Source organism: Pseudomonas sp. GV071 (assembly GCF_003050835.1).
In the GTDB taxonomy this organism is placed as follows: domain Bacteria; phylum Pseudomonadota; class Gammaproteobacteria; order Pseudomonadales; family Pseudomonadaceae; genus Aquipseudomonas.
This window is the reverse complement of sequence record NZ_QAOJ01000010.1, coordinates 1-23,575: the sequence shown is the minus strand read 5'-3', so window position 1 is coordinate 23,575 and position 23,575 is coordinate 1. Positions and strand designations below refer to the sequence as shown.

Genomic DNA, 23,575 nt, shown 5'->3' with positions numbered 1-23,575 from the left:
GCTTCCCTTCCTGGTTGATCACGAGGTGGCGCAGAGCTCGGCCAATACCCGTAGGCGGCGCTTGGGTTCGGCCACGTAGGGGTTTTTCAGGTCCCAGGCGTAGCCTGCAAGAATCGAGCTGATCATCGCGCGGATCTCCGGCGAGCTGCCGGGGTGGTAGATCACGTCCTGGAAGCTCTCGTCGTACCAGCCTTCCACGTAGGCGCGGAAGGCGTCCACACCGCGCTTCAGCGGGGCGGCGAACTCGTTTTGCCAGTCCACGCTTTCACCGTTCAACTGACGGTGCAGCAAGCCCGCGGCCATGCTCGCCGAACGCATGGCGATGGTGACGCCGGAGGAAAACACCGGGTCGAGGAATTCGGCGGCATTGCCGAGCAGGGCAAAGCCCGGTCCGTGCAGGGTTTTGACGTTGGCCGAGTAGCCGCCGAGGCTGCGCACCGGGGTGTCCCACACGGCGTTTTTGATCAGGTTGCCCAGGCTCGGAGTCTCGGCGACAAAGCTGCGCAGCGCCGCTTCCAAGTCCTCCGGGCGACCCTGGTAACGTTCGCTGGAAGCGACCACGCCCATCGAGCAGCGGCCGTTGCTGAACGGGATCAGCCAGAACCACACGTCACGCATGGTCGGGTGGGTGGTGACCAGAATCTTCTCGCGGTCGAAGGTCGCATCGTCGATCCGGTCTTCGATATGGGTGAACAGCGCCTGGCGCACCGGGAAGGCCGATGGCGCTTCGAGGTCGAGCAGGCGCGGCAGCACGCGGCCATAACCGCTGGCATCGAGCACGAAGTCGGCCTGCACCTGGTACTCGCTGCCATCCAGACGGCGCACGGTGGCGGTGGGCTTGGCGCCGAAATCGGTGGCGATGATTTCTTCCTGGTAACGGATTTCCACGCCCTGCAGTTCAGCCTGGTCGGCCAGCAGTTTGTCGAAGGTGGCGCGCTGCACCTGGAAGGTCCAGCCCTTGCCCTCGGTGAATTTCTCGCGGAAGTCAAAGTGCGTGCGGCGCTCGCCCCAGGCGAACGCAGCGCCATTCTTGCGCTGGAAACCGGCGGCTTCGACCGCTTCGAGCATGCCCGCTTCTTCGACGAAATCCAGGCAATGGGCCAACAGGCTTTCACCGATGGAGAAGCGCGGGAACTGCTGGCGCTCGATGATCAGCACGTCGTGCCCGTTGCGTTTCAACAGGGCTGCGGCGATAGCGCCGGAGGGACCTGCGCCAATGACCAGTACGCGGCGCTGTTCCATTTCATGCGACACCATGGGGACTCCTTGTGGCGGACTGTTGCGAGGAAAGACGGGATTTGCCAACGCCGACCAGGGCCGGCAGCAAGGTGGAAAACAGGCTCATCAGCAGCAAGCTGAAATAGGTCAGGGCGTCGATCAATTGCAGTTGCAGGAGCAAGTTGAGGAACACCACTTCGGTCAGGCCGCGAATGTTCAGCAGCACACTTTCCGACCATTTCAGACGGCCGCTGGCTTCGGGCATGGCCCAGTGCAAGCCCAGCCAGCTGCCGAGCAGTTTGCTCAGCACTGGCAGCACCAGCAGGGCGCCGAGATTCAGCCAGGAATAACTGTCGCCGATGCCGTGGAAATCCACCCGCAGCACGCCGCAGGTGAGGATCAGCGGAATCGCCAGGCCATTGAGCAGCAGCTTCCATTGCCGCGCCGGGAGGGGCAGGGCAAAGGATTGCTTGAGGCCCGCCAGGCACAGCATGTAGCCAATACCGAATACCAGGGCGTTGAGCTTGAGCTGCTGGAACAGCAGCATCAGGGCGAAAAACGGCAGGCTGTAGAACAGCGGGTGACGCAGGCGCAGCGCTTTGTTCAGCAGCAGCGGCAAGCCGGCGGCCAGCACCGGCCAGAGCAGGGTGTGCGGGTCGGCGCTGCCTTGCGCCAGGCCGAACAGGCTCCAGCACATCAGGTCCATCAGAATCGCCGCGTGCAGTAGGCGCTTGATGCCATCGGCGGGGTAGCCGATGTTCTGCAGGTAGAGAAACAGCACCGGAATCGCGGTGATGGAAAACAGCAGGCCGATGCCCGCCGCGCTCAGCCAGGTGCGCTCGCCGGGCAGCAGCCACAGGGCGGCAGCGACGCCGGCCAGCAGCGGCAGGAGAAAACTCGGCAGGGCGATTTTCAGGCTGGCGCTGCTCAGCTCCAGGTCAACCACGTCGCTGAGGATATAACCCAGCAGCAAGGCAAAACTGAGGTTGTACAACAGGCTCAACCAGGTCGGCGCCAGCAGCTCTTTGGCTGTCAGTTGCCAGTGCGGTTCCACCCAGGCCAACAGCAGCAGCGGGATGGCGATGCTCGCCACCAGCAACTGGCCGACGATGGGAATCAGGCGCTGGCGACCTAGCAGCGCGACAGCGCCGTACAGGGCCAGGGCCAGAAGCCAGAAGACGATCACGTTCACGCTCGATGTTCCTTATCCGAGTGGCTGTCCTGCTCACCGGCCCAGGGCGAGAGCAGGAAACTGAAGGTCAGGCCGATGCTGATGGTCAGGCCGAAGTTGCTCACCGCCGGGGTACTGGACAGGGCCAGCAGGCCAAACGACAGCCAGGTGGTCAGCGCCGACAGCAAGGTGCCAAGCAGGCTGGTGGCGGCGCCGCCAACCCGTTCGCGCATGATGATGGCGTAATCCACACCGATGGCCGTGACCAGGAGTAAGCCAAACAGACTGAACAGCGTCAGCGGTTGTCCCAGCCAGCCGAGGCTGGCCAGGCTAGCCAGTGCCGCCAGCAGCGACACCGCCAGTACCCGCGCCGCGCCGCGCGGGCCGAAGGGCAGGCAGAGCAGGGCAAAAATCAGCAGGCAGGACGCCAGCTTCAGTTCGGCCGCGCTGATCTGCGTGGCGGCGAACAGGCGGTTCAGCTGGCCGAGACGGTCGACCAGCTTCACCCCCGGCAAACCCTCGGCTTGCGCCGCCAGCAGTTCGGTATCGCTGAGCCCCTGCAGGCTGACCAGCCCTGCCACCTGGCCGTCCGCCGCGCTGCCCAGCCACAGGTTGCGCCACGGCTCGCCGAGGGTGCCGGCCAGCGATTGTTCGATATTACGGTTGGGCAGCGCCTGCAACTGGCGCACTTCGTCCTGCACCTGCGCGGCGGTTACCCCGAGTGCCTGCAAGGCATCGCTGACGGCGGGCACGCGGCCCAGCGAATCGCGCAGGCTGGCTTGTTCGGAAACCGGCGCCACCAGTTGGCTGAGAGCCAGGTAGCTTTTCAGCTTGCCGTCGGCAATCAACTGGTCCAGGCGTTGGCTGAGCACCTGCTGGCGCTGCAGCAGCTGTTCTTCGTCCTTGCCGCGCACCAGGTAGAACTGGCTGGTGGGCTGGAAGCCAATGATGGTGCTGATCGCCATCGACTGTTGCAGCAACGCGGGCGGGGTACTGGCCCACTGGCGCAGGTCGTCCTTGTGCTTGAGCTGCAACACCCCGGCGGCGCAGAACAGCAGAAAGATCAGCAACAGCCACGGTGTACCGATGCGCAGCAACATCCGGCGGCGCCAGTCCAGCAAACGCTCGGCCAGGCCGTAGGGTTTGCGCCACGGCACGATCTGCACCTTGCCCAGCAACGCCGGCAACAGGCACACCGCACACAGGTAGGAACCGAGCAGGCCGGCCGAGGAGAAAATCGCCACCTGGCTCAAGGCCGGGAACGGGGTGAAGGCCAGGGCCAGGTAACCGATGACGTTGGTGGCCAGGCCCAGGCTCAGACCGAGGAAGGTGGCGCGCAGCGCTTGCCAGCTGTTCCAGGGTTGCAGGGTCCAGCTTTTCGACAGCAGGTGCAGCGGGTAGTCGATGGCGACGCCGATCAGGCTGGCGCCAAGCACCAGGGTCAGCACGTGGATGTTGCCAAACACTGCCACAGTCGCCGTCAACCCGGCGAGCACCCCAATAGCCGCCGGCAGCAGGGCCAGCAGCACACGCATGCGGCGAAAGGCCACGAGCATCAGCAACAAGGCGCCGACGCTGGAAATGCTGCCCATGAAACTGATTTCGCTAGTGGCCTGGCGTTGGCCGTGGGCCGAGTACAGCAGGCCGCTGCTGGCGAGGAGTTCGCCGCCCTGGGCTTCGATGTCGGCGCGGGCGTTGGCCACCAGATTCTCGACGGTCAGCGGCAGGTTGCCGTCGAAGGCATCGCCAGTGGTGCGGGCGCGCAGCAGCGCCCAGGTCTTGCCGTCGCTCTCGGCCAGCAGGGCGCCGCTGAGGTCGACCTGCACGTTATGAAAGTGCGGCAGGCTTTTTTCGATCCGCGCGCCGAGGCCCAGCCAGTCCTGCTCGGTACTGAGCAGGCCCTGGCTGTGGAAGGGGTCGAACAGGTCTTGCACGCGGCGCTCGACGAAGGCGCGCGGGTCTTGCTGGAGCAGTTGCCGATCAGCGCTGCCGAGCAGGGCCAGACGGCTGTCGAGCAATTGCTGGCGCAGTTGGTTGAGGTCGTAATTGACGTCCCACTGCACCTTCTCGAACACGGGCGTCTCAACCAGCTTTTCCTGCTGCCACTGCTGGCCGATAGCGGCGGCCTGGCGCAGGGCTTTTTGCCGGTCGGGGAAGCTGATCAGCAGCACCAGCTCGCGGTTCAGCGGCTCAGCAATGATCTTTTCCGCGCGCTGTTCCAGCGGGTCCGGGGTGTCGCTGGGCACCAGCTCCAACAGATTGGCGGACACCGGTGCGCCGGCGCGCCATTGCCAGGCGGTGAGCGCCAGCAAGGCCACCAGGGCGACGGTGAAGAGCCGTGGGCCCCAGTGCTCAATCCGCGAAAGCATGACGGTCCGTGTCGCTGAGCTGGCTGTCGGCGTGGCTGTCGGTCAGGCGCAACACCGTGCTGTCGCCCTGGGTTTCGCGCAGTTCGATTCGCGCCACCTGCTCGCCACCGGAAATCTGGATAGCGGTGAATATCTGCTTGAGCAGCAGGCTGCGTGGCACCAGGTCGAGGGTCCAGGCGTTGGCTTCGCCGGTTAGTGTCAGCTCGAAGTCCTGGCGCAGGCCGCTGCTGTCGCCTTTGAGCACGGAGAGAAACAGCCGGTTTTGCTGCGCGCTGGCGTTCTGTTGCGGCACCTGCTGCCAGCCTTGTAGCGTGCGTTTGGCAATGCCGTTGCCGTCGATGCGGTAGTCCTGTTGCAGCGGGCTTTGCAGCAGCCAGAGCAGGCCCAGGTCACGGCTCAAGACAAACTGCCCGGTGCTGGTCAGCGGCTTGGGCAGGGCGCGCAGGTGTTTTTCCTGGATGAACGGCCCGCGCACCACGGCTGGTTTGGCCAGTTGGGCGGCCAACTGGTCGAGGTCGAAGGCGAACGCCTGCGGCATCAGCGCCAGGCTCAGCAGCAAGGCCAGGAAACGTTTCATGCGATGGCCCGCTGCACGGCTTGGACGAACACAGTGGGCGAGGCCAATTGCATTTCCAGGCTGGCGATTTCCACCGCCACCTGCACGCTGCTGGCGCGGGTCATGCGCTCGCCGCTTTCGGCGTCGGTGATCAGGTAGTTGATCTTCAGGCGGTTCTCCCACTCCACCAGGTCGGCGCGCACGGTGAGGCGCTGGCCGAACTTGGCGCCGCGCATATAGCGCAGCTGCAGGTCGATGATCGGCCAGGCGTAACCGGCGTCGCGCATGTTGGCGTAGTTGTGGCCGATCTTGTCCAGCAGGGCACAGCGCGCCACTTCCAGGTACTTGACGTAGTGGCCGTGCCAGACCACTTCCATCATGTCGACGTCGAAGAACGGTACGAGGATTTCCACCTCGGCCTGGATCACCCCATTACTGCGCATACAGGCTCCAGTGGCGGCTACGGATGCGGGTCAGGCACAGGCGCAGTTCACGCTCCAGGGCGCGGTCCTCGATCACCGGCGGGAAGTCTTCGCCCAGTTGCTGGTGCATGGCGGCCAAGGAGGGCGGCAGCGGTCGCGCGTCTTCTTCATGGCCGCGCAGCCAGACGCCCTGGTTGGCGGCGATCAGGGTGGCGGCGGCGACCTGTTCGGTCAGCTCCAGGCTGCGCAGGGCATCGCGCGCGGCGATGGTGCCCATGCTGACTTTGTCCTGGTTGTGGCATTCGGTGGAGCGCGAGAACACGCTGGCCGGCATGCTGTTTTTCAGCGCTTCGGCGGTCCAGGCACTGGCGCCGATCTGCACGGCCTTGAAGCCGTGGTTGATCATCGCGGTGTGCGCCGGGGCGCCGGAGAGGTTGCTCGGCAGGCCGTGGTTGTAGCGGGTGTCGACCAGCAGCGCGAGCTGACGGTCGAGCAGGTCGGCGACGTTGGCCACCAGGTTTTTCAGGCCGTCCATGGCAAAGGCAATGTGCCCGCCATAGAAGTGCCCGCCGTGCAGCACGCGCTCGGCCTCGGCGTCGATGATCGGGTTGTCGTTGGCGCTGTTCAGTTCAATTTCGATGAACTGGCGCAGCCAGCCCAGGCTGTCGGCCAATACCCCGAGTACGTGCGGCGCGCAGCGCAGCGAGTAGCGGTCTTGCAGGCGGTGCAGCGGTGCGGTTGGCGCGTCGATGGCCAGGTCTTTGCGCAGCCAGGCGGCCACCTGGGTTTGCCCCGGGTGCGGTTTGGCGGCGAACAGACGCTCGTCGAAGTGCTCCGGGTTGCCTTGCAGCGCCACCACGTTCAGCGCGGTGATGCGGGTGGCCAGTTGCAGCAGGTAGTCGGCGCGCGAATAGGCCAGGCAGGCCAGGCCGGTCATCACCGCGGTGCCGTTCATCAAGGCCAGGGCCTCTTTCGGGCGCAGGGTCAGCGGCTGCCAATCGAGCTCGGCGTGCACCTCAGCGGCGCTGCGCACTTCGCCCTTGTACAGCACGTCGCGCACGCCGGTGAGGGTGGCGGCGACATACGACAGCGGGGTGAGGTCGCCACTGGCGCCCACCGACCCTTCTTCCGGAATCAGCGGCAGCACGTCGTGGTCGAGGAACGCTTGCAGGCGTTCGAGCAGTTCGATGCGCACCCCGGACACGCCTTGGCACAGCGACTGCAAACGCGCCGCCAGCACCGCGCGGGTGGCGACCGGGTCGAGCAGTTTGCCCAGGCCGCAACCGTGGAAGGTGAACAGGTGCCGGGGCAGCGCTTCCACGTGTTCCAGCGGCACGGCGACTACGCAGGAGTCGCCGTAACCGGTGGTCACGCCGTAGATCACGCCTTCCTTGTCCAGCAGCGAGTCGAGGAACTGCGCGCCTTTGGCGATGCGCTGGCGGAACCCGTTGTCGCTTTGCAGGGCGGTCGGGCTGCGCTGTTCGGCCAGGTTCACGACCTGCTCGATGCTGAGCGGTTGGGCGCCGAACACGACGACGGGGGCGTGGGTGTTAGTCATGGGCAATCCAGAAAGGGAAGAAGTTGAACCATTGCTGCGGCGCCTTCAGGCAGTAGTGCGCCAGCCGCTCGGCATAGGCTTGGGCGTGACCGGCAATCACCTGCTCGCGATCGCTGCGGCGCCACTCGATGCGCTCAGCGAAGGGTTCGAGGGTGACCTGGTAACGGCCATCGATTTTCAGACAGAAGAGCAAATTGATCGGGCATTGCAGCAGCCCCGCCAGCAGCCACGGGCCTTGCGGCAGGTCGGCCGGCTGGCCAAGAAAATTCACCCGTGCGCGGCGGCCGCCATGCAGCGGCACGCGGTCGCCGGCAATTGCCAGCCACTCGCCGCGCTCCAGGCGCTGGCTGAGTTGCAGCATGATGGCGGCGTCCAGTTCGCTGACCTGGATCAGGCGCAAATGGCTGGCGCCGGCCTGGTTCAGCAAGCGGTTGAACTGCTCGGCGTGCTTGGTGTGCACCAGCACATTCATCTGCACTTTTTCGCCGAGCTCGGCCAGGGCGCGGCACACCTCGAGGTTGCCCAGGTGCGCGCCGACCAGCATCTGCCCGCGTTTCTCGCGGTGCAGCTTGCCGCGGATATCCTCGGCATCGAGCAGGGTGATCTGCTCCAGGCCCAGGCGCCCGCTCCACACGTCGAGCTTGTCCAGCAGGGTGTCGGCAAAGGCCATGAACTGGTTGAACACCGAGCGCCGGGTTGGCTGCAGGTCGGTTCTGCCGCTCCAGTCGGCGAGGCGCTGCTGGTACTCGCGCACGCTGTGACGGGCGCTGCGGCCAGCAACATAGAAATACAGCACGATCAGGTGCAGCAGCGGGCTCAACACCCGGCGGCCGAGGTTACGCGCCAGCCAGGCGGTGAAGCTCATCAGCAGGTAGCTGCCGCGCTCGTTGTGCTTGGCCCAGTGCCCGCTACTCATGCCAGCAGCCTCCGGGTGAGGATCGCCGGCGAGCGCCAGAGCATGCCGAAGAACAGCTTGGCGTGCATTTTCGAGATCAGCACGTTGTCCAGCAGCAGGCGGAAATGCGACAGGCCATCCTGCGGGTAATGCACCTTGATCGGCACCCAGCTCATGGGCTGATTGCGCCAGCTCAGGCGGACCAGAATTTCGGTGTCGAAATCCATGCGCTTGCCGATGTTCACCGCGTTGATCAGCGCCAGGGTCGGCGCCAACGGGTAGATGCGAAAGCCGCACATGGAGTCGCGGATCTGCAGCGACAGGCTATTGATCCACACCCACACATGGGTGAGGTAGCGCGCATACAAACGGCCCTTGGGCACGCTGTGATCGTACTGGGGATAACCGCAGATCAGGGTCTGCGGCTGGTCCTTGGACTGCTGCAGAAACAGGCGCAGGTTTTCCAGGTCGTGCTGGCCATCGGCGTCCACCTGCAAGGCGTGGCTGAAGCCCAGTTTGGCCGCCTCGCGCAACCCGGCCATCACCGCACCGCCCTTGCCCTGGTTGACCGGCAGGTGCACCACGTAGGTGTCGGCCTGTTCACCGAGTTGGTCGATCACCACCGTGCATTCCGGGCTCGAGGCATCGTTGACCAGCACACAGGGCAAGCCCGCAGCGCGCAGCGCATCGACCACCGCAGGCAACGCATGCTCGTGGTTATACACCGGGATCACCGCGCAGACGGCGTGCGCCTGTGCGGGAGAATCAGGCTGGGACACGGGCAGCCTCCAGCAGAATGCGCCCGGACGAGCAGGCGGCCTCGCCATTGCGGTAGCTGAAGTACAACTTGCCGCGTTCGGCATCAAAGCGCAGGTGCAGCTGCAGGCGGTCGCCGGGGCGCGCCAGTTGCTGGAACTTCAACACTTCCATGCCGCAGAAGCGCTGCGGCAAATCCATGAAGCCGCGGGCCAGGGTTTGCGCCCAATCCACCTGCACCACGCCGGGCAAAATCGGCGTGCGCGGGAAGTGACCACTGAAATGCGCGAGGTCCAATGGCACGTCGAGCTCCAGGTGCCACTCGCCATTTTCTTCGCGCTGGCTGACCACTTCCGGCAGCAACGTGCGCGGCGCGTACAGCACCTGCTCAAGCACGGCCTGGGGCAGTTTTCCCTGGGCGTTCAGTGGCAGGTGGCGCACCAGGCGCCAGCGGCGTGGCAAGGCCAGGGCGATGCAGTGCGGGCTGAGGTGCTGGCGCAGGCTGTCGGTGAGCGCACGGCGGCCCTGGTTGCGCAAGGCATGCAGGCCGGCGTCATTCAGGGCGACCAGGGCGCCGATCGAGGCGCGCTTGTCCTGCACCACGCCAAACCGTGCGTCGGCCACCCACGGGTGACTGGCCAGCGCCTGTTCGAGCATGGGCAGGGAGATGCGTTTTTCTTCCAGCTTGACGATGCGGTCCAGGCGCCCGAGCAACTCGAAGCGGCCATCGGCGTGCAGGGTGGCGCCATCGGCGGTCTGTTCGGTGTGGCCGGCGGCCAGGTACGGCGAGCGAATGAACAGCGCGCCTTCCTCGTTCAGGCCCAGCTCGACGTCGGCAAACGGCTGCCACAGCGAACCGCCTTGGCGCCAGGCGATGCCACCGGTTTCCGAACTGCCGAAAATCTCGGTCGGCAGTTGGCCGAGCAAATCGCCCAGCTGCGCAGCGGTGTCTGCCGGCAGTGCGCCGCCGGAGGAAAACACCCGGCGCACACGGCCGAGTGCCGGCCAGTCGAGGTTGTCGCCCATGCGCTTGAGCAGGGCCGGGCTGGCGATCCAGGCGAAGTTTGGCTGGGCCAGGCTCCAGCGTTGCAGGTCTTCCGGGAACGGTTGGGCGCGGCGCACGAACACCCGGCCGGCACACAGCGGCCAGAGCACGCGGAACAGCAGGCCATAGATATGTTGCGCGGCAACGCTACCGACGATCACCGCATCGCCCAGTTCTTCGCCCCACAAGGTTTCCAGGGCCAGCACCTCGGCGTGCATCTGCCGCAGGGTTTTGTCGATCAGCTTGGGCTCGCCACTGGAGCCGGAGGTGCACAAGGTCAGGCCAACAAAATCCAGGTCCAGCGCGGCAGCTGGCAGCGGTTCGGCGTACAACTCGCTCAGGCTGGCATCGCCGTCCTGCTCGGTTATCCACAGGTCGACATGGGGCGCCAGGCGCTCGCGGCTCTGCGCTTGCAGGTCGGCCGGCAATAGCACGCGCACACCGGCACGCCAGGCGCCAAGCAGGGCGATGGCCAGCTCGCCGCTGTCTTCCAGGTGCACGGCCAGGTTACGCACGCCGCGCGCCTGCAGGCCGGCGGCCAGGCTCAGGGCCTGTACGCACAGGTCGGCATGCAGCAGCGCCGGCTCCAGGGTAACCGGGCGCTCCAGCACCGGATTGAGCAGGTGCTGCAGGTCAATCCACTTACTCATACATGGCCTCGCACACGTTGGCGCACCAGCCATTCAGCGGCGAACAACATGCCCATCAAAACGTAGGAAATCAGCCCGGTGTACAGCGTCCACCAGCTCAGTGGCGCCCACAGGGTCAACGCGCTCACCAGCGCGGCATTGAACAGAAAGAACCCGACCCACACCTTGGTCACTTGCCGGGTATAGGCAATCGCCACCTCGGGTAACTCCGGCTCACGCAGCCGCGCCAGGCGCTCGACCATCGGCGGGCCGTATTTCAGGCTGAGGCCGAACAGCGCCAGGCCAAACAGGCTGATCAGTGCCGGGTACCAGCGCAGCAGTGTCGGGCTGTCGACCAGGCCCAGCAGCACACAAAAGCTCAGGGCCGCGATGGCCATGCCGCGGCTGCCGGGCTTCTGCCCCTGGGCGAGGAAACGCGCCAGCCACAGCCCGCCCAGCAGCAGGGCGAAGAAACGCGGCGCCAGGTGCTGCTGGCCGTAATACACCGCGAATGGGTAGGCCAGCCCGGCCACCAGCAGCACCAGGCCAATCAGGCGGTTCATAACGCGAGCATCGAAGCGGGCATCATGCAGCGGGTGCGTTGACCAGGCGGAACACCGCCTCGACCACGTCACCGACGGTACGCACGGCCTTGAAGTCTTCGGCGGCGAGTTTCTTGCCGGTTTTGCGTTTGATGTGGTCGATCAGATCGACCGCGTCGATGCTGTCGATTTCCAGGTCCTGGTACAGGTTGGCTTCCAGGGTGACGCGCTCGGGTTCGAGTTCGAACAGTTCGACTAGCGACTCGCGCAGGGTGCTGAAAATTTCGTCACGGTTTTGCATGGTGGTCTCTCTTACGCGGCTTGCTGTGCGGACACGAACACAGCGAGGCTGGCCACGTTGGCAAAATGCTTGCGGGTGTCTTTGGCGTCGGCATCGATCTTGAAACCGAAGCGCTTCTGGATCGCCAGGCCCAGTTCCAGGGCGTCGACCGAGTCCAGGCCAAGGCCTTCGCCGAACAGTGCCATGTCGGCGTCGATATCGTCGGGGCCGATGTCTTCAAGGCCCAGGGCCTCGATGATCAGGTTTTTTATTTCAAGCTGCAGATCGCTCATCTTTGGCGAGCTCCTTAATAAAGTGTTGGTGCAGGTGTTCATTGAGTTTGCGCGAGGCGATTGGCGCCGAGCTGTGGGCGGCGAACTGCTGCGGGTCGATATCCTCGCCGACGCGCATCTGAAAGTGAAAACGCCGCGACGGAATGCGGTACCAGGGCTCGGCCTTGGTCAGGGTCGTGGGGGTGACGCTGATCACCACCGGGGTGACGATGCTGGCGCCGCGCAGGGCAATGGCCGCCGCGCCGCGGTGGAACTCCGGCGGCTGGCCCGGGGTGGTGCGGGTGCCTTCGGGGAACACGATCAGGGTTTGCCCACCGCGCAGGGCGTCGGAGGTTTCGTCGAGCATGTCCATGCTGCCGCTGTTGCTGATGTACTCAGCGGCGCGGATCGGCCCACGCATGCACGGGTTGTCCCATAGGCTCTGTTTCACCACGCAGTTGGCGTCACGGATAAAGGCGATCAGTACCACCACATCGATCAACGAGGGGTGGTTGGCGATCACGATCTGCCCGGGCCGGCCCAGGCGCTCGATGCCCTGCACCTCGAAGGTCAGCACGCCGGTGCGGTGCATGAATTCGACGAAAGCGCGGAAGGTCCAACTCACCGTGGCGCGGGCACGGGTGCGGCGCACCACGGCATCGCCCGGCAGCAAGGACAGCAGCGGGAATACCACGATGCGTAGAAACACGCCGCCCACACCAAACAGGGTGAAGCTCAGGGCAGTGGCGATCAGGCGCCACCAATAGGGCGCGCTGTAACGGCTCAGGCGCTGTTCTGTTGCCAGCTCCATTGTCGACTCCTCCAACGATGCTCCAGGGTGGTTGCGCCGTTACTCAGGGCGCGAACCAGGTTAAGTGCGTGCGGCCACTCTGCGGTGGCTGTATCGGCAGATGATGCGTTTGCTTGTAGCTGCAGCTGCCATTCCTGGCCGGGCTTGAGTAACAGCGCGACGGCATAAGGGAAGGGCACATCGGTGATCCACGGCGCGTAGGCGGCGGGCGGGGTGTCTTCGGCAATCACCAGCAGCACGGCCGGTGCGCCTTCGTTGAGCAGCAGTTGGGCTTCGATGATCGCGTGCTCGAGCGCGTCACCTTCGCCGGCCAGGGCGGTCATTTCACTGGTGTCACCGCGCATGATCGACCACTGGCCAATGATCGCGTTGTGCACCGACAGGCTGAATTGGGTGGGCGACAGTGGCGCTTGGGCGCTGACATCGCTGAGCAGGGCAAAGGTGCGTGGGGTTTCGCCATGGCGGGACATAAACACCAGCGGCAGCGGCGCGCCATGGGCGTCGGCCAGCGGCCAGGCGACACTGAATGCCATCCGCGCCAGGGGGCTCAGACGGCGGCGCTGCATGGCCGGGAGAAAATTCACATCGGGCAACGAATCGCTGGCGGCAGGCGGCTCGGACTGAAGGCTCCAGGCCTGCCAGTCGGCTTCTTGCTCGAGGCCAGGGGCCCAGGCGCGCCATTGTTCGATTGAAAAATGCATCGGCTGCTTTTTGCGTCCATGTAAAAAAAGAGGCGATCGTTCCTGGCTCCGGGGACCAGGTCTATCCGACAGCAACAGCTGTCTTCGCCGTTGTGGGAAAGCACAACCGCAATAGCGCCATAGCAAAGTGCCGGCATTATCCCGACGTGGCGGGGCACAGGCAAACATTGGTTACAGATGCGGATTGCGGGCGCTATTTTGCCCATGTTTGGGCGAAATATCCGCGCCGCTGGTCACTGTTCAATACTGCACCTCGCCCTGGCCCTGCGCTTTGCATAGAATCCCAGGCTATTCGAGGCTCAGGACGAGGTGGGGATATGCGACGTGTAGTGTTCAACCAGAAAGGCGGCGTGGGGAAATCCAGCATTGCCTGCAACCTGGCCGCAGTGAGCGCCAGCCAGGGCTACCGGACCCTGCTGATCGACCTGGATGCCCAGGCCAACTCCACGCAATACCTGACCGGCCTGACCGGCGAAGACATCCCCATGGGGATTGCCGATTTCTTCAAGCAGACCTTGTCCACGGGCCCTTTCTCGAAAAAGGGCCAGGTGGATATCTACGAAACCCCGTTCGATAACCTGCATGTGGTCACCGCCACCCGTGAGCTGGCCGACCTGCAGCCCAAGCTTGAGGCCAAGCACAAGATCAACAAGCTGCGTAAGTTGCTCGACGATTTGGCTGAGGACTACGATCGCATCTACCTGGACACCCCGCCTGCACTCAATTTCTATGCCGTTTCGGCGCTGATCGCGGCTGATCGCGTGCTTATCCCGTTCGATTGCGACAGCTTTTCCCGCCAGGCGTTATACGGCCTGCTTGGCGAGATCAACGAACTGAAGGAAGACCACAACGAAGGCCTGGAAGTCGAAGGCATCGTGGTTAACCAGTTCCAGGCCCGCGCCAGCCTGCCGCAGCAGTTGCTGGATGAGTTGATTGCCGAAGGATTGCCGGTGCTGCCGGTGTACCTGACCAGCTCGGTGAAAATGCGCGAATCGCACCAGGCTTCGGTTCCGCTGATATTCCTGGAGCCCAAGCATAAGTTGACGCTGCAGTTTGTGGAGTTGCATGACTTGTTGGAGGCGGGGAGTTAACGCTCGTTTGGTTTGGTTTGGTTTGGTTTGGTCTGGTCTGGCTGTGTTCTTGTTTACCGCGTGCGCTGGGCGTTTGGTTTCGCGCCTTACGCGCGAGTCACTTTTGTCATTGTCGGAATGCCGAACCAGACAAAAGTAACCAAAAACGCTAGCCCCAACCTTGGGTCTCCGCTGCGCTCCGACTCCCCTCGCTACATCGTTGTTCCGGGGGCCGGCGAGACGGGCCATCCATGGCCCATCACGCCTTTCGCGGCTCCCGGCTGCTCAACCCCCTGCACAACGACTCCGCTCGGCCTGCGATGAACGGGGCGGGTGGATCACAAGCCAGATCAAGATCAACAGCGGCCCTACGTTTGCTTTCTATCTCCGCTCCTGGATCCCAGCTTGCGCTGGGATGACGGAGGTTTTTGCGCAGTCCACCGTCATCCCAGCGAAAGCTGGGATCCAGAATCGTGCAGAGGTACGGTGTTCGTCCCGCGAACTAAGATCCCGCCCTGCTTGTGATCTGGCTGTTGATCCACCCGCCCCGTTAGCGAAGGCCGAGTGCAGGCGCTGCGTAAGGGGTCGAGCGGCCGGGAGCCGCGAGAGGCAAAGACAGGCTATGGATGGCCTGTTTTGCCGGCCCCTGGAGCAGCGCCGGAGTGAGGGGACCCGAAGCGCAGCGTAGGGCCGAGGTTGGGGCAAGCCGTTTTTGCTTACTTTTTAGGGCGACTGCTAAAAAGTGAGTCGCGCGTAAGGCGCGAAATAGAGCTTCCAGCTCACGCGGTAACGCAGAACGACAGCCTTTTTCGTGCGCGCGCATGTATAAAAAAACGGTCAAATCGACCGTTCGATAATCGAACGGATAGTCGATTATCGGATTGTCCCTCCCCCCACCGGGGCGTACTGTTTTCCCACCCGGCGTCCACCTCTCACCCGACGCCTCGGATAACAAGACGAGATCGAACATGGCTGAACTCCTGTCTCTGCGCGAAGCGGTCGAGCGCTTTGTCCATGATGGCGACACCGTCGCCCTCGAAGGCTTTACCCACCTGATTCCGACTGCTGCCTCCCACGAGCTGATCCGTCAGGGCAAAAAAGACCTGACCCTGGTGCGCATGACCCCCGACCTGGTCTATGACCTGCTGATCGGCGCCGGTTGCGCCAAGCGTCTGGTGTTTTCCTGGGGCGGCAACCCCGGTGTCGGTTCGCTGCACCGCCTGCGCGATGCCGTCGAAAAAGACTGGCCGCATGCGCTGGAGATCGAAGAACACAGCCACGCCGACCTCGCCAATTCCTATGTAGCTGGCGCCTCGGGCCTGCCGTTTGCGGTGCTGCGTGCTTACGCCGGTTCAGACCTGCCGAAGGTCAACCCGCTGATCAAGACTGTTACCTGCCCGTTCACCGGCGAAGTGCTGGCGGCGGTGCCGTCGGTGCGTCCGGACGTCACTGTGATCCACGCGCAGAAGGCCGACCGCAAGGGCAACGTGCTGCTCTGGGGCATTCTCGGCGTGCAGAAGGAAGCGGCCCTGGCGGCCAAGCGCTGCATCGTCACCGTCGAAGAAATCGTCGACGACCTCAACGCACCGATGAACGCCTGCGTGTTGCCGACCTGGGCACTGACCGCTGTGTGCCTGGTGCCGGGTGGCGCGCATCCGTCCTATGCCCATGGTTACTACGAGCGTGACAACCGCTTCTACCAAGCCTGGGACCCGATTGCCCGCGACCGTGCAACCTTCACCGCGTGGATCGATGAATACATTCGTGGCACCGAAGACTTCGCCGCTTTCCAGCAGAAGATCGCCAGCAAGCACGCCGCGGAGGGCAAGTGATGAGCGACTACAGCACCAATGAAATGATGACCGTCGCCGCCGCCCGCCGCCTGAAGAATGGCTCGGTGTGTTTTGTCGGTATCGGCCTGCCTTCCAAGGCCGCCAACCTGGCGCGCCTGACCTCCTCGCCGGATGTGGTTCTGATCTACGAGTCCGGCCCGATTGGCGCCAAGCCCACCGTACTGCCGCTGTCGATTGGCGACGGTGAGTTGGCGGAAACCGCTGACACCGTGGTGCCGACTGGCGAGATTTTCCGTTACTGGCTGCAGGGCGGGCGCATTGACGTCGGCTTCCTCGGCGCCGCCCAGGTCGACAAATTCGGCAACATCAACACCACCGTTATCGGTGATTACCACAAGCCCAAAGTGCGCCTGCCCGGTGCCGGTGGCGCCCCGGAAATCGCCGGTTCGGCGAAGTCGGTGCTGATCATCCTCAAGCAGTCGCACCGCACCTTTGTGGATAAGTTGGCGTTCATCACTTCGGTCGGCTTTGGCGAGGGCGGCGATCACCGTCAGCGCCTCGGCCTGCCAGGCAAGGGCCCGGTCGGGATCATTACCGACCTGTGCATCATGGAACCGGAAGCCGGCAGCAACGAGTTCATCGTTACGTCTCTGCACCCGGGCGTAACCCGCGAGCAGGTGGTGGAAGCCACCGGCTGGCAGATTCGCTTTGCCGACAACGTCAGCGTTACCGAAGCGCCGCAAGCCCACGAACTGGAAGCCCTGCGCGCCCTTGAAGCGCGCACGGCGGCGGCCCATGGTCAGGCAGGGGGTGAGGAATGAGCCGCGAGGTTTTCATTTGCGATGCGGTGCGTACCCCGATTGGTCGCCTGAATGGCGGCCTGGCGCCGGTGCGTGCCGATGACCTCGCCGCCATCCCGCTCAGGGCGCTGGTCGAGCGCAACCCGCAAGTGGATTGGAGCGCCGTCGACGAAGTGTTTATGGGCTGCGCCAACCAGTCGGGAGAGGACAACCGCAATGTCGCCCGTATGGCGGCGCTGCTCGCCGGCCTACCGGACAGCGTGCCGGGCGTGACCCTCAATCGCCTGTGCGCTTCCGGTATGGAAGCGGTCGGGGCAGCGTTTCGTGCCATCGCCAGCGGCGAGATGGAATTGGCCATCGCCGCCGGCGTCGAGTCGATGACCCGCGCGCCCTATGTGATGGGCAAAGCCGACAGCGCCTTTGGTCGCGGGCAGAAACTGGAAGACACCACCCTCGGCTGGCGCTTCGTGAATCCGGCGATGAAAGAGCAGTACGGCGTCGACCCGATGCCAGTCACTGGCGACAACGTGGCCGAAGACTACAACGTCAGCCGTGCCGATCAGGACGCCTTCGCCCTGCGCAGCCAGCAACGTGCGGCGGCTGCCCAGGAAGCTGGTTTCTTCGCAGAAGAAATCGTGCCGGTGGTGATCAAGGGCAAAAAAGGCGACAGCGTATTCAGCGTCGATGAACACCCGCGTGCCGACACCAATGCCGAAGGCTTGGCCAAGCTCAAACCGGTCAATGGCGCAGACAAAACCGTCACCGCTGGCAACGCCTCGGGCCTTAACGACGGCGCCTCGGCGATGATTCTGGCTTCGGCCGCTGCGGTGAAAAAGTTCGGCCTCACGCCGCGGGCGAAAGTGCTCGGCATGGCCAGCGGCGGAGTCGCCCCACGGGTGATGGGCATCGGCCCGATTCCGGCGGTGCGCAAGTTGCTGGAACGCTTGAACCTGTCCATCGATGCCTTCGATGTGGTCGAACTCAACGAGGCCTTTGCCGCGCAAGGCCTGGCGGTGATGCGTGACCTCGGCCTGGCTGACGACAGCGCCAAGGTGAACCCGAATGGGGGCGCCATCGCCCTCGGCCACCCGCTGGGCATGAGCGGTAACCGCCTGGTGCTGACCGCTGTGCATCAGTTGCAGAAAACCGGCGGCAAGCTGGGGTTGGCGACGATGTGTGTCGGCGTTGGCCAGGGCTTGGCTATCGCTATCGAAGCTATTTAAGGGCATCGCGGCTGAAGCTGCTCCTACAGGGTCATGCGATCCGTAGGAGGGGCTTTAGCCGCGATGCTTTTTGTTTTATTGGTTTGAACGGGGTTGCCGTTGCCGGGTCTAGACTCAGGCAAACCCTCTGATGAGTAACAATTTATGACCACCCCGCATTACACCGGCGAAGAGCGTAGCAAGCGCATCTTTGCGATCGTAGGTGCCTCTTCGGGCAACCTGGTGGAATGGTTCGACTTCTACGTCTATGCCTTCTGCGCCATCTATTTCGCCCCGGCCTTTTTCCCCTCTGACGACCCCACGGTGCAGTTGCTCAACACCGCCGGTGTGTTCGCCGCCGGCTTTCTGATGCGCCCCATCGGCGGCTGGCTGTTTGGCCGGGTCGCTGACAAACACGGGCGCAAGAATTCGATGATGATCTCGGTGCTGATGATGTGCGCCGGTTCGTTGGTGATCGCCTTTATGCCCACCTACGCCACCATCGGTGCCTGGGCGCCGGCCATCCTGTTGATGGCGCGGATGTTCCAGGGCCTGTCGGTGGGCGGCGAGTACGGCACCACGGCGACCTACATGAGTGAGGTGGCCTTGCGCGGCCAGCGCGGTTTCTTCGCCTCGTTCCAGTACGTGACCCTGATCGGCGGCCAGCTGCTGGCGGTGTTGCTGGTGGTGATCCTGCAGCAGTTCCTGACCGAAGAAGAACTGCGTGCCTGGGGCTGGCGCATTCCGTTTGTGGTCGGTGCCGCCGCTGCGGTGATTTCCCTGTTGCTGCGTCGCAGCCTGGAAGAAACCACCACCGCCGAGCAGCGTGCCGACAAGGACGCCGGCAGCGTTGCCGCGTTGTTCAAGCACCACAAAGCCGCGTTTATCACCGTGCTCGGTTACACCGCCGGTGGCTCGCTGATTTTCTATACCTTCACCACCTATATGCAGAAGTACCTGGTGAACACCGCCGGCATGCACGCCAAGACGGCGAGCTACATCATGACCGGCGCGCTGTTCCTGTACATGTGCATGCAGCCGCTGTTCGGCATGCTCTCGGACAAGATTGGTCGACGCACCTCGATGCTCTGGTTCGGCGCGTTGGGCACGCTGTGTACCCTGCCGATTCTGCTGGCACTGAAAACCGTCACCAGCCCGTTCCTGGCCTTTGTGCTGATTACCCTGGCCTTGTCCATCGTCAGCTTCTACACCTCGATCAGCGGCCTGGTGAAAGCCGAAATGTTCCCGCCTCAGGTACGTGCGCTGGGTGTGGGCCTGGCCTATGCGGTGGCTAACGCGCTGTTCGGCGGCTCGGCGGAATACGTCGCGCTGGGGCTGAAAAGCATCGGCATGGAAAACACTTTTTACTGGTACGTGACGGCGATGATGGCCGTGGCCTTCCTGTTTAGCCTGCGCCTGCCGAAACAGGCTGCGTACCTGCATCACGATCACTAAGATCGGCGGTTGCGGTGGCTGTTGTGGGAGGGGCTTCAGCCGCGAGCTTTTGATCTAAAGCATCGCGGCTAAAGCCCCTCCCACAATGGAACGAGGTTCTTTTTAAGGACGCTGTATGAGCAACAAGCTGTTCGACACTTACTTCACCCAGCCGGCCATGCGCGCGATCTTTTCCGATCACGGCCGGCTGCAGGGCATGCTCGATTTCGAAGCGGCGTTGGCCCGTGCGCAAGCGGCCACAGGGCTGATTCCGGCCGAGGTGGTGGCGCCGATCCAGGGTGCCTGCCAGGCCGAGTTGTTCGATGTCGATAGCCTCGCCGTGGCCATTGCCACTGCCGGCAACTCGGCGATTCCGTTGGTCAAAGCCTTGGGCAAACAGATCGCGGGCGTCAGTGCTGAGGCCGAGCGTTATGTGCACCTTGGCGCCACCAGCCAGGACGTGATGGACAGCGGCCTGGTGTTGCAGCTGCGCAGCGCCATCGACTTGTTTGAGCAGGACCTCACCCGCCTGGCCAATGCCCTGGCCAGCCAGGCCAGCCTGCACTGCGCCACGCCCATGGCCGGCCGTACCTGGCTGCAACACGCCACGCCGGTGACCTTGGGGATGAAGATCGCCAGCAGCCTCGGCGCCATCACCCGCCATCGTCAACGCCTGGCTGAATTGAAACCGCGTTTGCTGGTGCTGCAGTTCGGCGGCGCTTCCGGCAGCCTCGCGGCCCTTGGCGACAACGCCATGCCGGTGGCCGAAGCCTTGGCCAATGAGTTGAATCTGCAACTGCCGGAACAACCCTGGCACACCCAGCGTGACCGCCTGGTGGAGTTCGCCAGTTGGCTTGGCCTGGTGGCCGGCACCCTGGGCAAACTCGGCCGCGACCTCAGCCTGCTGATGCAAACCGAAGCCGGCGAAGTGTTCGAGCCGTCGGCGCCGGGCAAGGGCGGTTCGTCGACCATGCCGCACAAACGTAATCCGGTGAGCTGCGCCGTGTTGATCGGCGCCGCCACCCGCGCTCCGGGCCTGGTGGCGACAATGTTCTCGGCCATGCCGCAAGAGCACGAGCGCAGCCTGGGCCTGTGGCATGCCGAATGGGAAACCCTGCCGGAACTCTGCTGCCTGCTGTCCGGTGCCTTGCAACAGACGCTGGTGGTGGTGCCGGGTCTGGAAGTGAACGCCGAACGCATGCGCCACAACCTCGACCTGACCCAGGGCCTGGTGCTGGCCGAAGCAGTGAGCATCACCCTGGCCCAGCGCATCGGTCGCGACGCCGCCCACCACCTGCTGGAGCAATGCTGCCGGTTGGCGGTGGAGCAGGGCGTGCACCTGCGCCAGGTGCTTGGCGAAAACACCGAGGTCACGGCGCAACTGTCCAGCGACGAGCTGGACCAGTTGCTCGACCCCGCCCATTACCTCGGCCAGGCGCGTCTGTGGGTGCAGCGCGCGATTGCCGACCATCAGTTATTGAGTGCCTAGGAGCCTTGCATGCCTGCCGTACACCTCGCCGATGGCGACCTGAATTATCAACTGGATGGCAAAGCCGGTCTGCCGGTGCTGGTGCTGTCGAACTCGCTGGGCACCGACCTGCACATGTGGGACGCGCAGATCGAGGCGTTCACCCAGCACTTCCAGGTGCTGCGTTACGACACCCGCGGCCACGGTAAATCGCTGGTCAGCGAGGGCATTTACAGCATCGAACAGAACGGCCGTGACGTGCTGGCATTGCTCGATGCACTGAGCCTTGAGCAGGTGTTCTTCTGCGGCCTGTCCATGGGTGGCCTGATCGGCCAGTGGCTGGCGATCAACGCGCCGCAGCGCCTCAAGCGTGTGGTGCTGTGCAACACCGCCGCCAAGATCGGCAACGAGGATGTGTGGAACCCGCGCATCGAGATGGTCCTGCGCGATGGCCCGGCGGCGATGGTATCGCTGCGCAACGCCTCGATTGCTCGCTGGTTCACCCCGGAGTTTGCTGCGGCCGAAGTTGCCAAGGTCGAAGCGGTGGTGGGCATGCTCGCCGCCACCTCGCCGCAGGGTTACGCCGCCAATTGTGCAGCGGTGCGCGACGCCGATTTCCGGGAGCAGATTGCTGGCATCACGCTGCCGCTGCTGATGGTCTGCGGTACTGAAGATGCAGTCACCACGCCGGCCGATGGGCGCTTTATTGTCGAGCGCCTAAAGGGTGCCGAGTTGGTGGAGTTCCACGCCGCGCACCTCTCCAACGTCGAAGCGGGCGCGCTGTTCAGCCAGGCCGTTATCAACTTTCTTACCCACTGACTGGCGGACGCCCAATGGACGAAAAACAACGTTATGACGCGGGTATGCAAGTACGCCGCGAAGTGCTCGGCGACGCCCATGTCGACCGCAGCCTGAAGAACCTCACGCCGTTCAACGAAGAGTTCCAGGAAATGATCACCCGCCACGCCTGGGGTGATATCTGGACCCGCCCCGGCCTGCCGCGCCACACCCGCAGTCTGATTACCATTGCCATGCTGATTGGCATGAACCGCGAGGGCGAACTCAAGCTGCACCTCAAGGCCGCCAAGAACAACGGCGTGACCCGTGAAGAGATCAAAGAGGTGCTGATGCAGAGCGCCATTTACTGCGGGATTCCGGCAGCGAATGCGACGTTCCATCTCGCCGAAGAAGTGTGGGATGAGATGGGCGTGGAATCTTTGAAATGATCAATCAAAAGCATCGCGGCTAAAGCCCCTCCCACAGAGGACCGCGACTCCTTGTGGGAGGGGCTTTAGCCGCGAGCTTTTGATCGTTCAATCCCAGGCCGGCGCAAACGCCGGATTTACAATCCGCACATCCTTGCGCAAGGCGGCAATCGCGGCGCGGTCTTCGTCGTCCAGTTTGACCTTCAAGGCCTCCAGGTTGGCCTGCTGATTGACCAGGCTATTGGACTTGGGAATCGCCGCCACGCCGTCCTGTTCCAACACCCAACCCAAGGCAATCTGACTCGGCAGCACGCCATGTTTTTTGGCGATGCGCTGCACGGTTTCGGTGTCCGCGCCCTGGCCGCGCGCCAGTGGCGTGTAGGCGGTCAACGCCATGCCGTGCTGACGAGCGAAGTCGAGCACCGGCTGCTGGTTCAACAGTACGTGGTATTCCACCTGCACCACCGCCAGCGGTGCACCCAGCTCCACCACCGCCCGTTGCAGCAAGGCAACGTTGAAGTTGGCCACGCCAATCTGCCGCGCCTTGCCTTCGTCGCGCAGGGCCACCAGGGTTTCGACGCTGCGCTCCAGGCTCCAGCCTGCGGCGGCGTTGCCCGGCCAATGGATCAGAAACAGGTCCAGGCAATCGTCGCCCAGGGCTTTGCGGCTGGCGTCCAGTGACTGGCGCATGGCCTGCGGGGCGAGCTGGTCGTGCCAGACCTTGGTGGTGACGTGGATCTGCTCGCGTGGAATGGCGGTTTGCGCCAAGGCTTTGCCGACGGCGGCTTCGTTGTCATAAGCGGTGGCGGTGTCGATGTGCCGATAACCGAGGTCCAGTGCTTGCTCGACCAGGCGCGTGCAGTCATCGCCGAGCATCCGCCAGGTGCCCAGGCCGACTTTGGGAAGCTGCAGGCCGGTGCGGGTGGTGATGGATTCCATAAAGGGGCTCCCTGTGGGGTGGGTGTGGGGGTTGGACTCTACAGCGTTGTGTGCGTTCGCAATCACCACCGTCGTCCCAGCGCAGGCTGGGACCCAGCATGCTCCGGCATACGCGTCTGCTGAGCGACTCTGGATCCCAGCCTTCGCTGGGATGACGGGTGTTTTTGCATAAAAAAGCCCGTCACGAGGACGGGCTAAAGGTATTCACGCACAAGGAGTAGAGCTAGTCAGATCACAGCAACGAAATCGGGTAGCTGATGAACAAGCGGTTCTCGTCGAACTCGTTGGTGCTGTAGTCGCGGCGCATGGTCGAGTTGCGCCATTTGACGTTGAGGTTTTTGAACGTGCCGCTCTGCACGGTGTAGGCCAGCTCGGACTCGCGCCCCCACTCCTTGCCATCGGTGATGGTGCCGGTGTGCACGTTGTCACCGCTGATGTA

Annotated in this window: 25 protein-coding genes; 8 read left to right on the top strand and 17 right to left on the bottom strand. The window is 63.8% G+C overall.

Annotated elements, in window-relative coordinates; translation table 11 throughout:
• Positions 1-18: 18 nt before the first annotated feature.
• Genes C8K61_RS18910 through C8K61_RS18845 form a run of 14 tightly spaced genes read right to left on the bottom strand, consistent with a single transcriptional unit; the run spans position 19 to position 13,225 of the window.
• Positions 19-1,257 carry an NAD(P)/FAD-dependent oxidoreductase gene (locus tag C8K61_RS18910; RefSeq protein WP_108097842.1) on the bottom strand — a complete coding sequence of 413 codons (1,239 nt, stop codon included), beginning with the start codon at positions 1,255-1,257 and terminating at the stop codon, positions 19-21.
• Positions 1,244-2,410 carry a sodium:proton antiporter gene (locus C8K61_RS18905; RefSeq protein WP_108097841.1) on the bottom strand — a complete coding sequence of 389 codons (1,167 nt, stop codon included), beginning with the start codon at positions 2,408-2,410 and terminating at the stop codon, positions 1,244-1,246. Before C8K61_RS18905 ends, C8K61_RS18910 begins: the two co-directional genes overlap by 14 nt.
• Positions 2,407-4,758, bottom strand: coding sequence for an MMPL family transporter (locus C8K61_RS18900; protein ID WP_108097840.1), 2,352 nt, complete (start codon positions 4,756-4,758; stop codon positions 2,407-2,409). Before C8K61_RS18900 ends, C8K61_RS18905 begins: the two co-directional genes overlap by 4 nt.
• Positions 4,742-5,335, bottom strand: a complete 594-nt coding sequence (locus tag C8K61_RS18895) for an outer membrane lipoprotein carrier protein LolA (RefSeq protein ID WP_108097839.1) — start codon at positions 5,333-5,335, stop codon at positions 4,742-4,744. Before C8K61_RS18895 ends, C8K61_RS18900 begins: the two co-directional genes overlap by 17 nt.
• Positions 5,332-5,757 carry a thioesterase family protein gene (locus C8K61_RS18890; RefSeq protein WP_108097838.1) on the bottom strand — a complete coding sequence of 142 codons (426 nt, stop codon included), beginning with the start codon at positions 5,755-5,757 and terminating at the stop codon, positions 5,332-5,334. Before C8K61_RS18890 ends, C8K61_RS18895 begins: the two co-directional genes overlap by 4 nt.
• Positions 5,747-7,294, bottom strand: coding sequence for a histidine ammonia-lyase (hutH, locus tag C8K61_RS18885; RefSeq protein WP_108097837.1), 1,548 nt, complete (start codon positions 7,292-7,294; stop codon positions 5,747-5,749). The genes C8K61_RS18890 and hutH overlap by 11 nt, the downstream gene beginning before the upstream one ends.
• On the bottom strand, positions 7,287-8,210 hold the full coding sequence (locus C8K61_RS18880) for a glycosyl transferase (RefSeq protein ID WP_108097836.1): 924 nt from the start codon (positions 8,208-8,210) through the stop codon (positions 7,287-7,289). The genes hutH and C8K61_RS18880 overlap by 8 nt, the downstream gene beginning before the upstream one ends.
• Positions 8,207-8,968 (bottom strand): glycosyltransferase family 2 protein, encoded by a 762-nt coding sequence (locus C8K61_RS18875; RefSeq protein WP_256589486.1) that lies wholly within the window; start codon positions 8,966-8,968, stop codon positions 8,207-8,209. Before C8K61_RS18875 ends, C8K61_RS18880 begins: the two co-directional genes overlap by 4 nt.
• Positions 8,955-10,640 carry an acyl-CoA synthetase family protein gene (locus tag C8K61_RS18870; protein ID WP_108097834.1) on the bottom strand — a complete coding sequence of 562 codons (1,686 nt, stop codon included), beginning with the start codon at positions 10,638-10,640 and terminating at the stop codon, positions 8,955-8,957. Before C8K61_RS18870 ends, C8K61_RS18875 begins: the two co-directional genes overlap by 14 nt.
• A complete protein-coding gene (locus tag C8K61_RS18865; protein ID WP_108097833.1) occupies positions 10,637-11,182 on the bottom strand; it encodes a hypothetical protein in 546 nt (181 codons plus the stop codon). Before C8K61_RS18865 ends, C8K61_RS18870 begins: the two co-directional genes overlap by 4 nt.
• Before the next feature lie 22 nt (positions 11,183-11,204).
• Positions 11,205-11,462 carry an acyl carrier protein gene (locus C8K61_RS18860; protein ID WP_108097832.1) on the bottom strand — a complete coding sequence of 86 codons (258 nt, stop codon included), beginning with the start codon at positions 11,460-11,462 and terminating at the stop codon, positions 11,205-11,207.
• Between the two features lie 11 nt (positions 11,463-11,473).
• A complete protein-coding gene (locus C8K61_RS18855) occupies positions 11,474-11,734 on the bottom strand; it encodes a phosphopantetheine-binding protein (RefSeq protein ID WP_108097831.1) in 261 nt (86 codons plus the stop codon).
• Positions 11,715-12,524, bottom strand: a complete 810-nt coding sequence (locus C8K61_RS18850; RefSeq protein ID WP_178086475.1) for a 1-acyl-sn-glycerol-3-phosphate acyltransferase — start codon at positions 12,522-12,524, stop codon at positions 11,715-11,717. The genes C8K61_RS18855 and C8K61_RS18850 overlap by 20 nt, the downstream gene beginning before the upstream one ends.
• Positions 12,497-13,225: a beta-ketoacyl synthase chain length factor gene (locus tag C8K61_RS18845; protein WP_108097830.1), complete on the bottom strand. Its 729-nt coding sequence runs from the start codon at positions 13,223-13,225 to the stop codon at positions 12,497-12,499. Before C8K61_RS18845 ends, C8K61_RS18850 begins: the two co-directional genes overlap by 28 nt.
• 317 nt (positions 13,226-13,542) lie before the next feature.
• Between C8K61_RS18845 and C8K61_RS18840 the strand changes: the two genes are divergently transcribed.
• The gene (locus tag C8K61_RS18840) at positions 13,543-14,316 is read left to right on the top strand and encodes a ParA family protein (protein WP_108097829.1); all 774 of its coding nucleotides are present in this window, start codon (positions 13,543-13,545) and stop codon (positions 14,314-14,316) included.
• A 529-nt stretch (positions 14,317-14,845) separates the two neighbouring features.
• Here C8K61_RS18840 and C8K61_RS18835 read toward each other — a convergent pair.
• A complete protein-coding gene (locus C8K61_RS18835) occupies positions 14,846-15,265 on the bottom strand; it encodes a hypothetical protein (RefSeq protein WP_108097828.1) in 420 nt (139 codons plus the stop codon).
• Here C8K61_RS18835 and C8K61_RS18830 point away from each other — a divergent pair.
• The 7 genes from C8K61_RS18830 (at position 15,264) to pcaC (ending at position 22,218) form a co-directional block, all read left to right on the top strand.
• A complete protein-coding gene (locus tag C8K61_RS18830; protein WP_108097827.1) occupies positions 15,264-16,127 on the top strand; it encodes a CoA transferase subunit A in 864 nt (287 codons plus the stop codon). The two genes, C8K61_RS18835 and C8K61_RS18830, sit on opposite strands and share 2 nt — an antisense overlap.
• Positions 16,127-16,909 (top strand): CoA-transferase subunit beta, encoded by a 783-nt coding sequence (locus tag C8K61_RS18825; RefSeq protein WP_108097826.1) that lies wholly within the window; start codon positions 16,127-16,129, stop codon positions 16,907-16,909. The genes C8K61_RS18830 and C8K61_RS18825 overlap by 1 nt, the downstream gene beginning before the upstream one ends.
• Positions 16,906-18,111: a 3-oxoadipyl-CoA thiolase gene (gene pcaF, locus C8K61_RS18820; RefSeq protein WP_108097825.1), complete on the top strand. Its 1,206-nt coding sequence runs from the start codon at positions 16,906-16,908 to the stop codon at positions 18,109-18,111. The genes C8K61_RS18825 and pcaF overlap by 4 nt, the downstream gene beginning before the upstream one ends.
• A gap of 144 nt (positions 18,112-18,255) precedes the next feature.
• A complete protein-coding gene (locus C8K61_RS18815) occupies positions 18,256-19,545 on the top strand; it encodes an MFS family transporter (RefSeq protein ID WP_108097824.1) in 1,290 nt (429 codons plus the stop codon).
• Positions 19,546-19,660: 115 nt separating this feature from the next.
• Entirely contained in the window at positions 19,661-21,013 is a 1,353-nt protein-coding gene (locus C8K61_RS18810; RefSeq protein WP_108097823.1) for a 3-carboxy-cis,cis-muconate cycloisomerase, read from the top strand.
• 9 nt (positions 21,014-21,022) lie between these two features.
• Positions 21,023-21,811, top strand: coding sequence for a 3-oxoadipate enol-lactonase (gene pcaD / locus C8K61_RS18805; RefSeq protein WP_108097822.1), 789 nt, complete (start codon positions 21,023-21,025; stop codon positions 21,809-21,811).
• A gap of 14 nt (positions 21,812-21,825) precedes the next feature.
• On the top strand, positions 21,826-22,218 hold the full coding sequence (pcaC, locus tag C8K61_RS18800; protein WP_108097821.1) for a 4-carboxymuconolactone decarboxylase: 393 nt from the start codon (positions 21,826-21,828) through the stop codon (positions 22,216-22,218).
• Between the two features lie 87 nt (positions 22,219-22,305).
• Here the strand turns inward: pcaC and C8K61_RS18795 are convergent, their stop codons facing one another.
• Positions 22,306-23,136 carry an aldo/keto reductase gene (locus tag C8K61_RS18795; protein WP_108097820.1) on the bottom strand — a complete coding sequence of 277 codons (831 nt, stop codon included), beginning with the start codon at positions 23,134-23,136 and terminating at the stop codon, positions 22,306-22,308.
• A gap of 232 nt (positions 23,137-23,368) precedes the next feature.
• Positions 23,369-23,575, bottom strand: a 207-nt coding sequence (locus tag C8K61_RS18790; RefSeq protein ID WP_146174308.1) for an OprD family outer membrane porin, incomplete at its 5' end; no start/stop codon positions are given.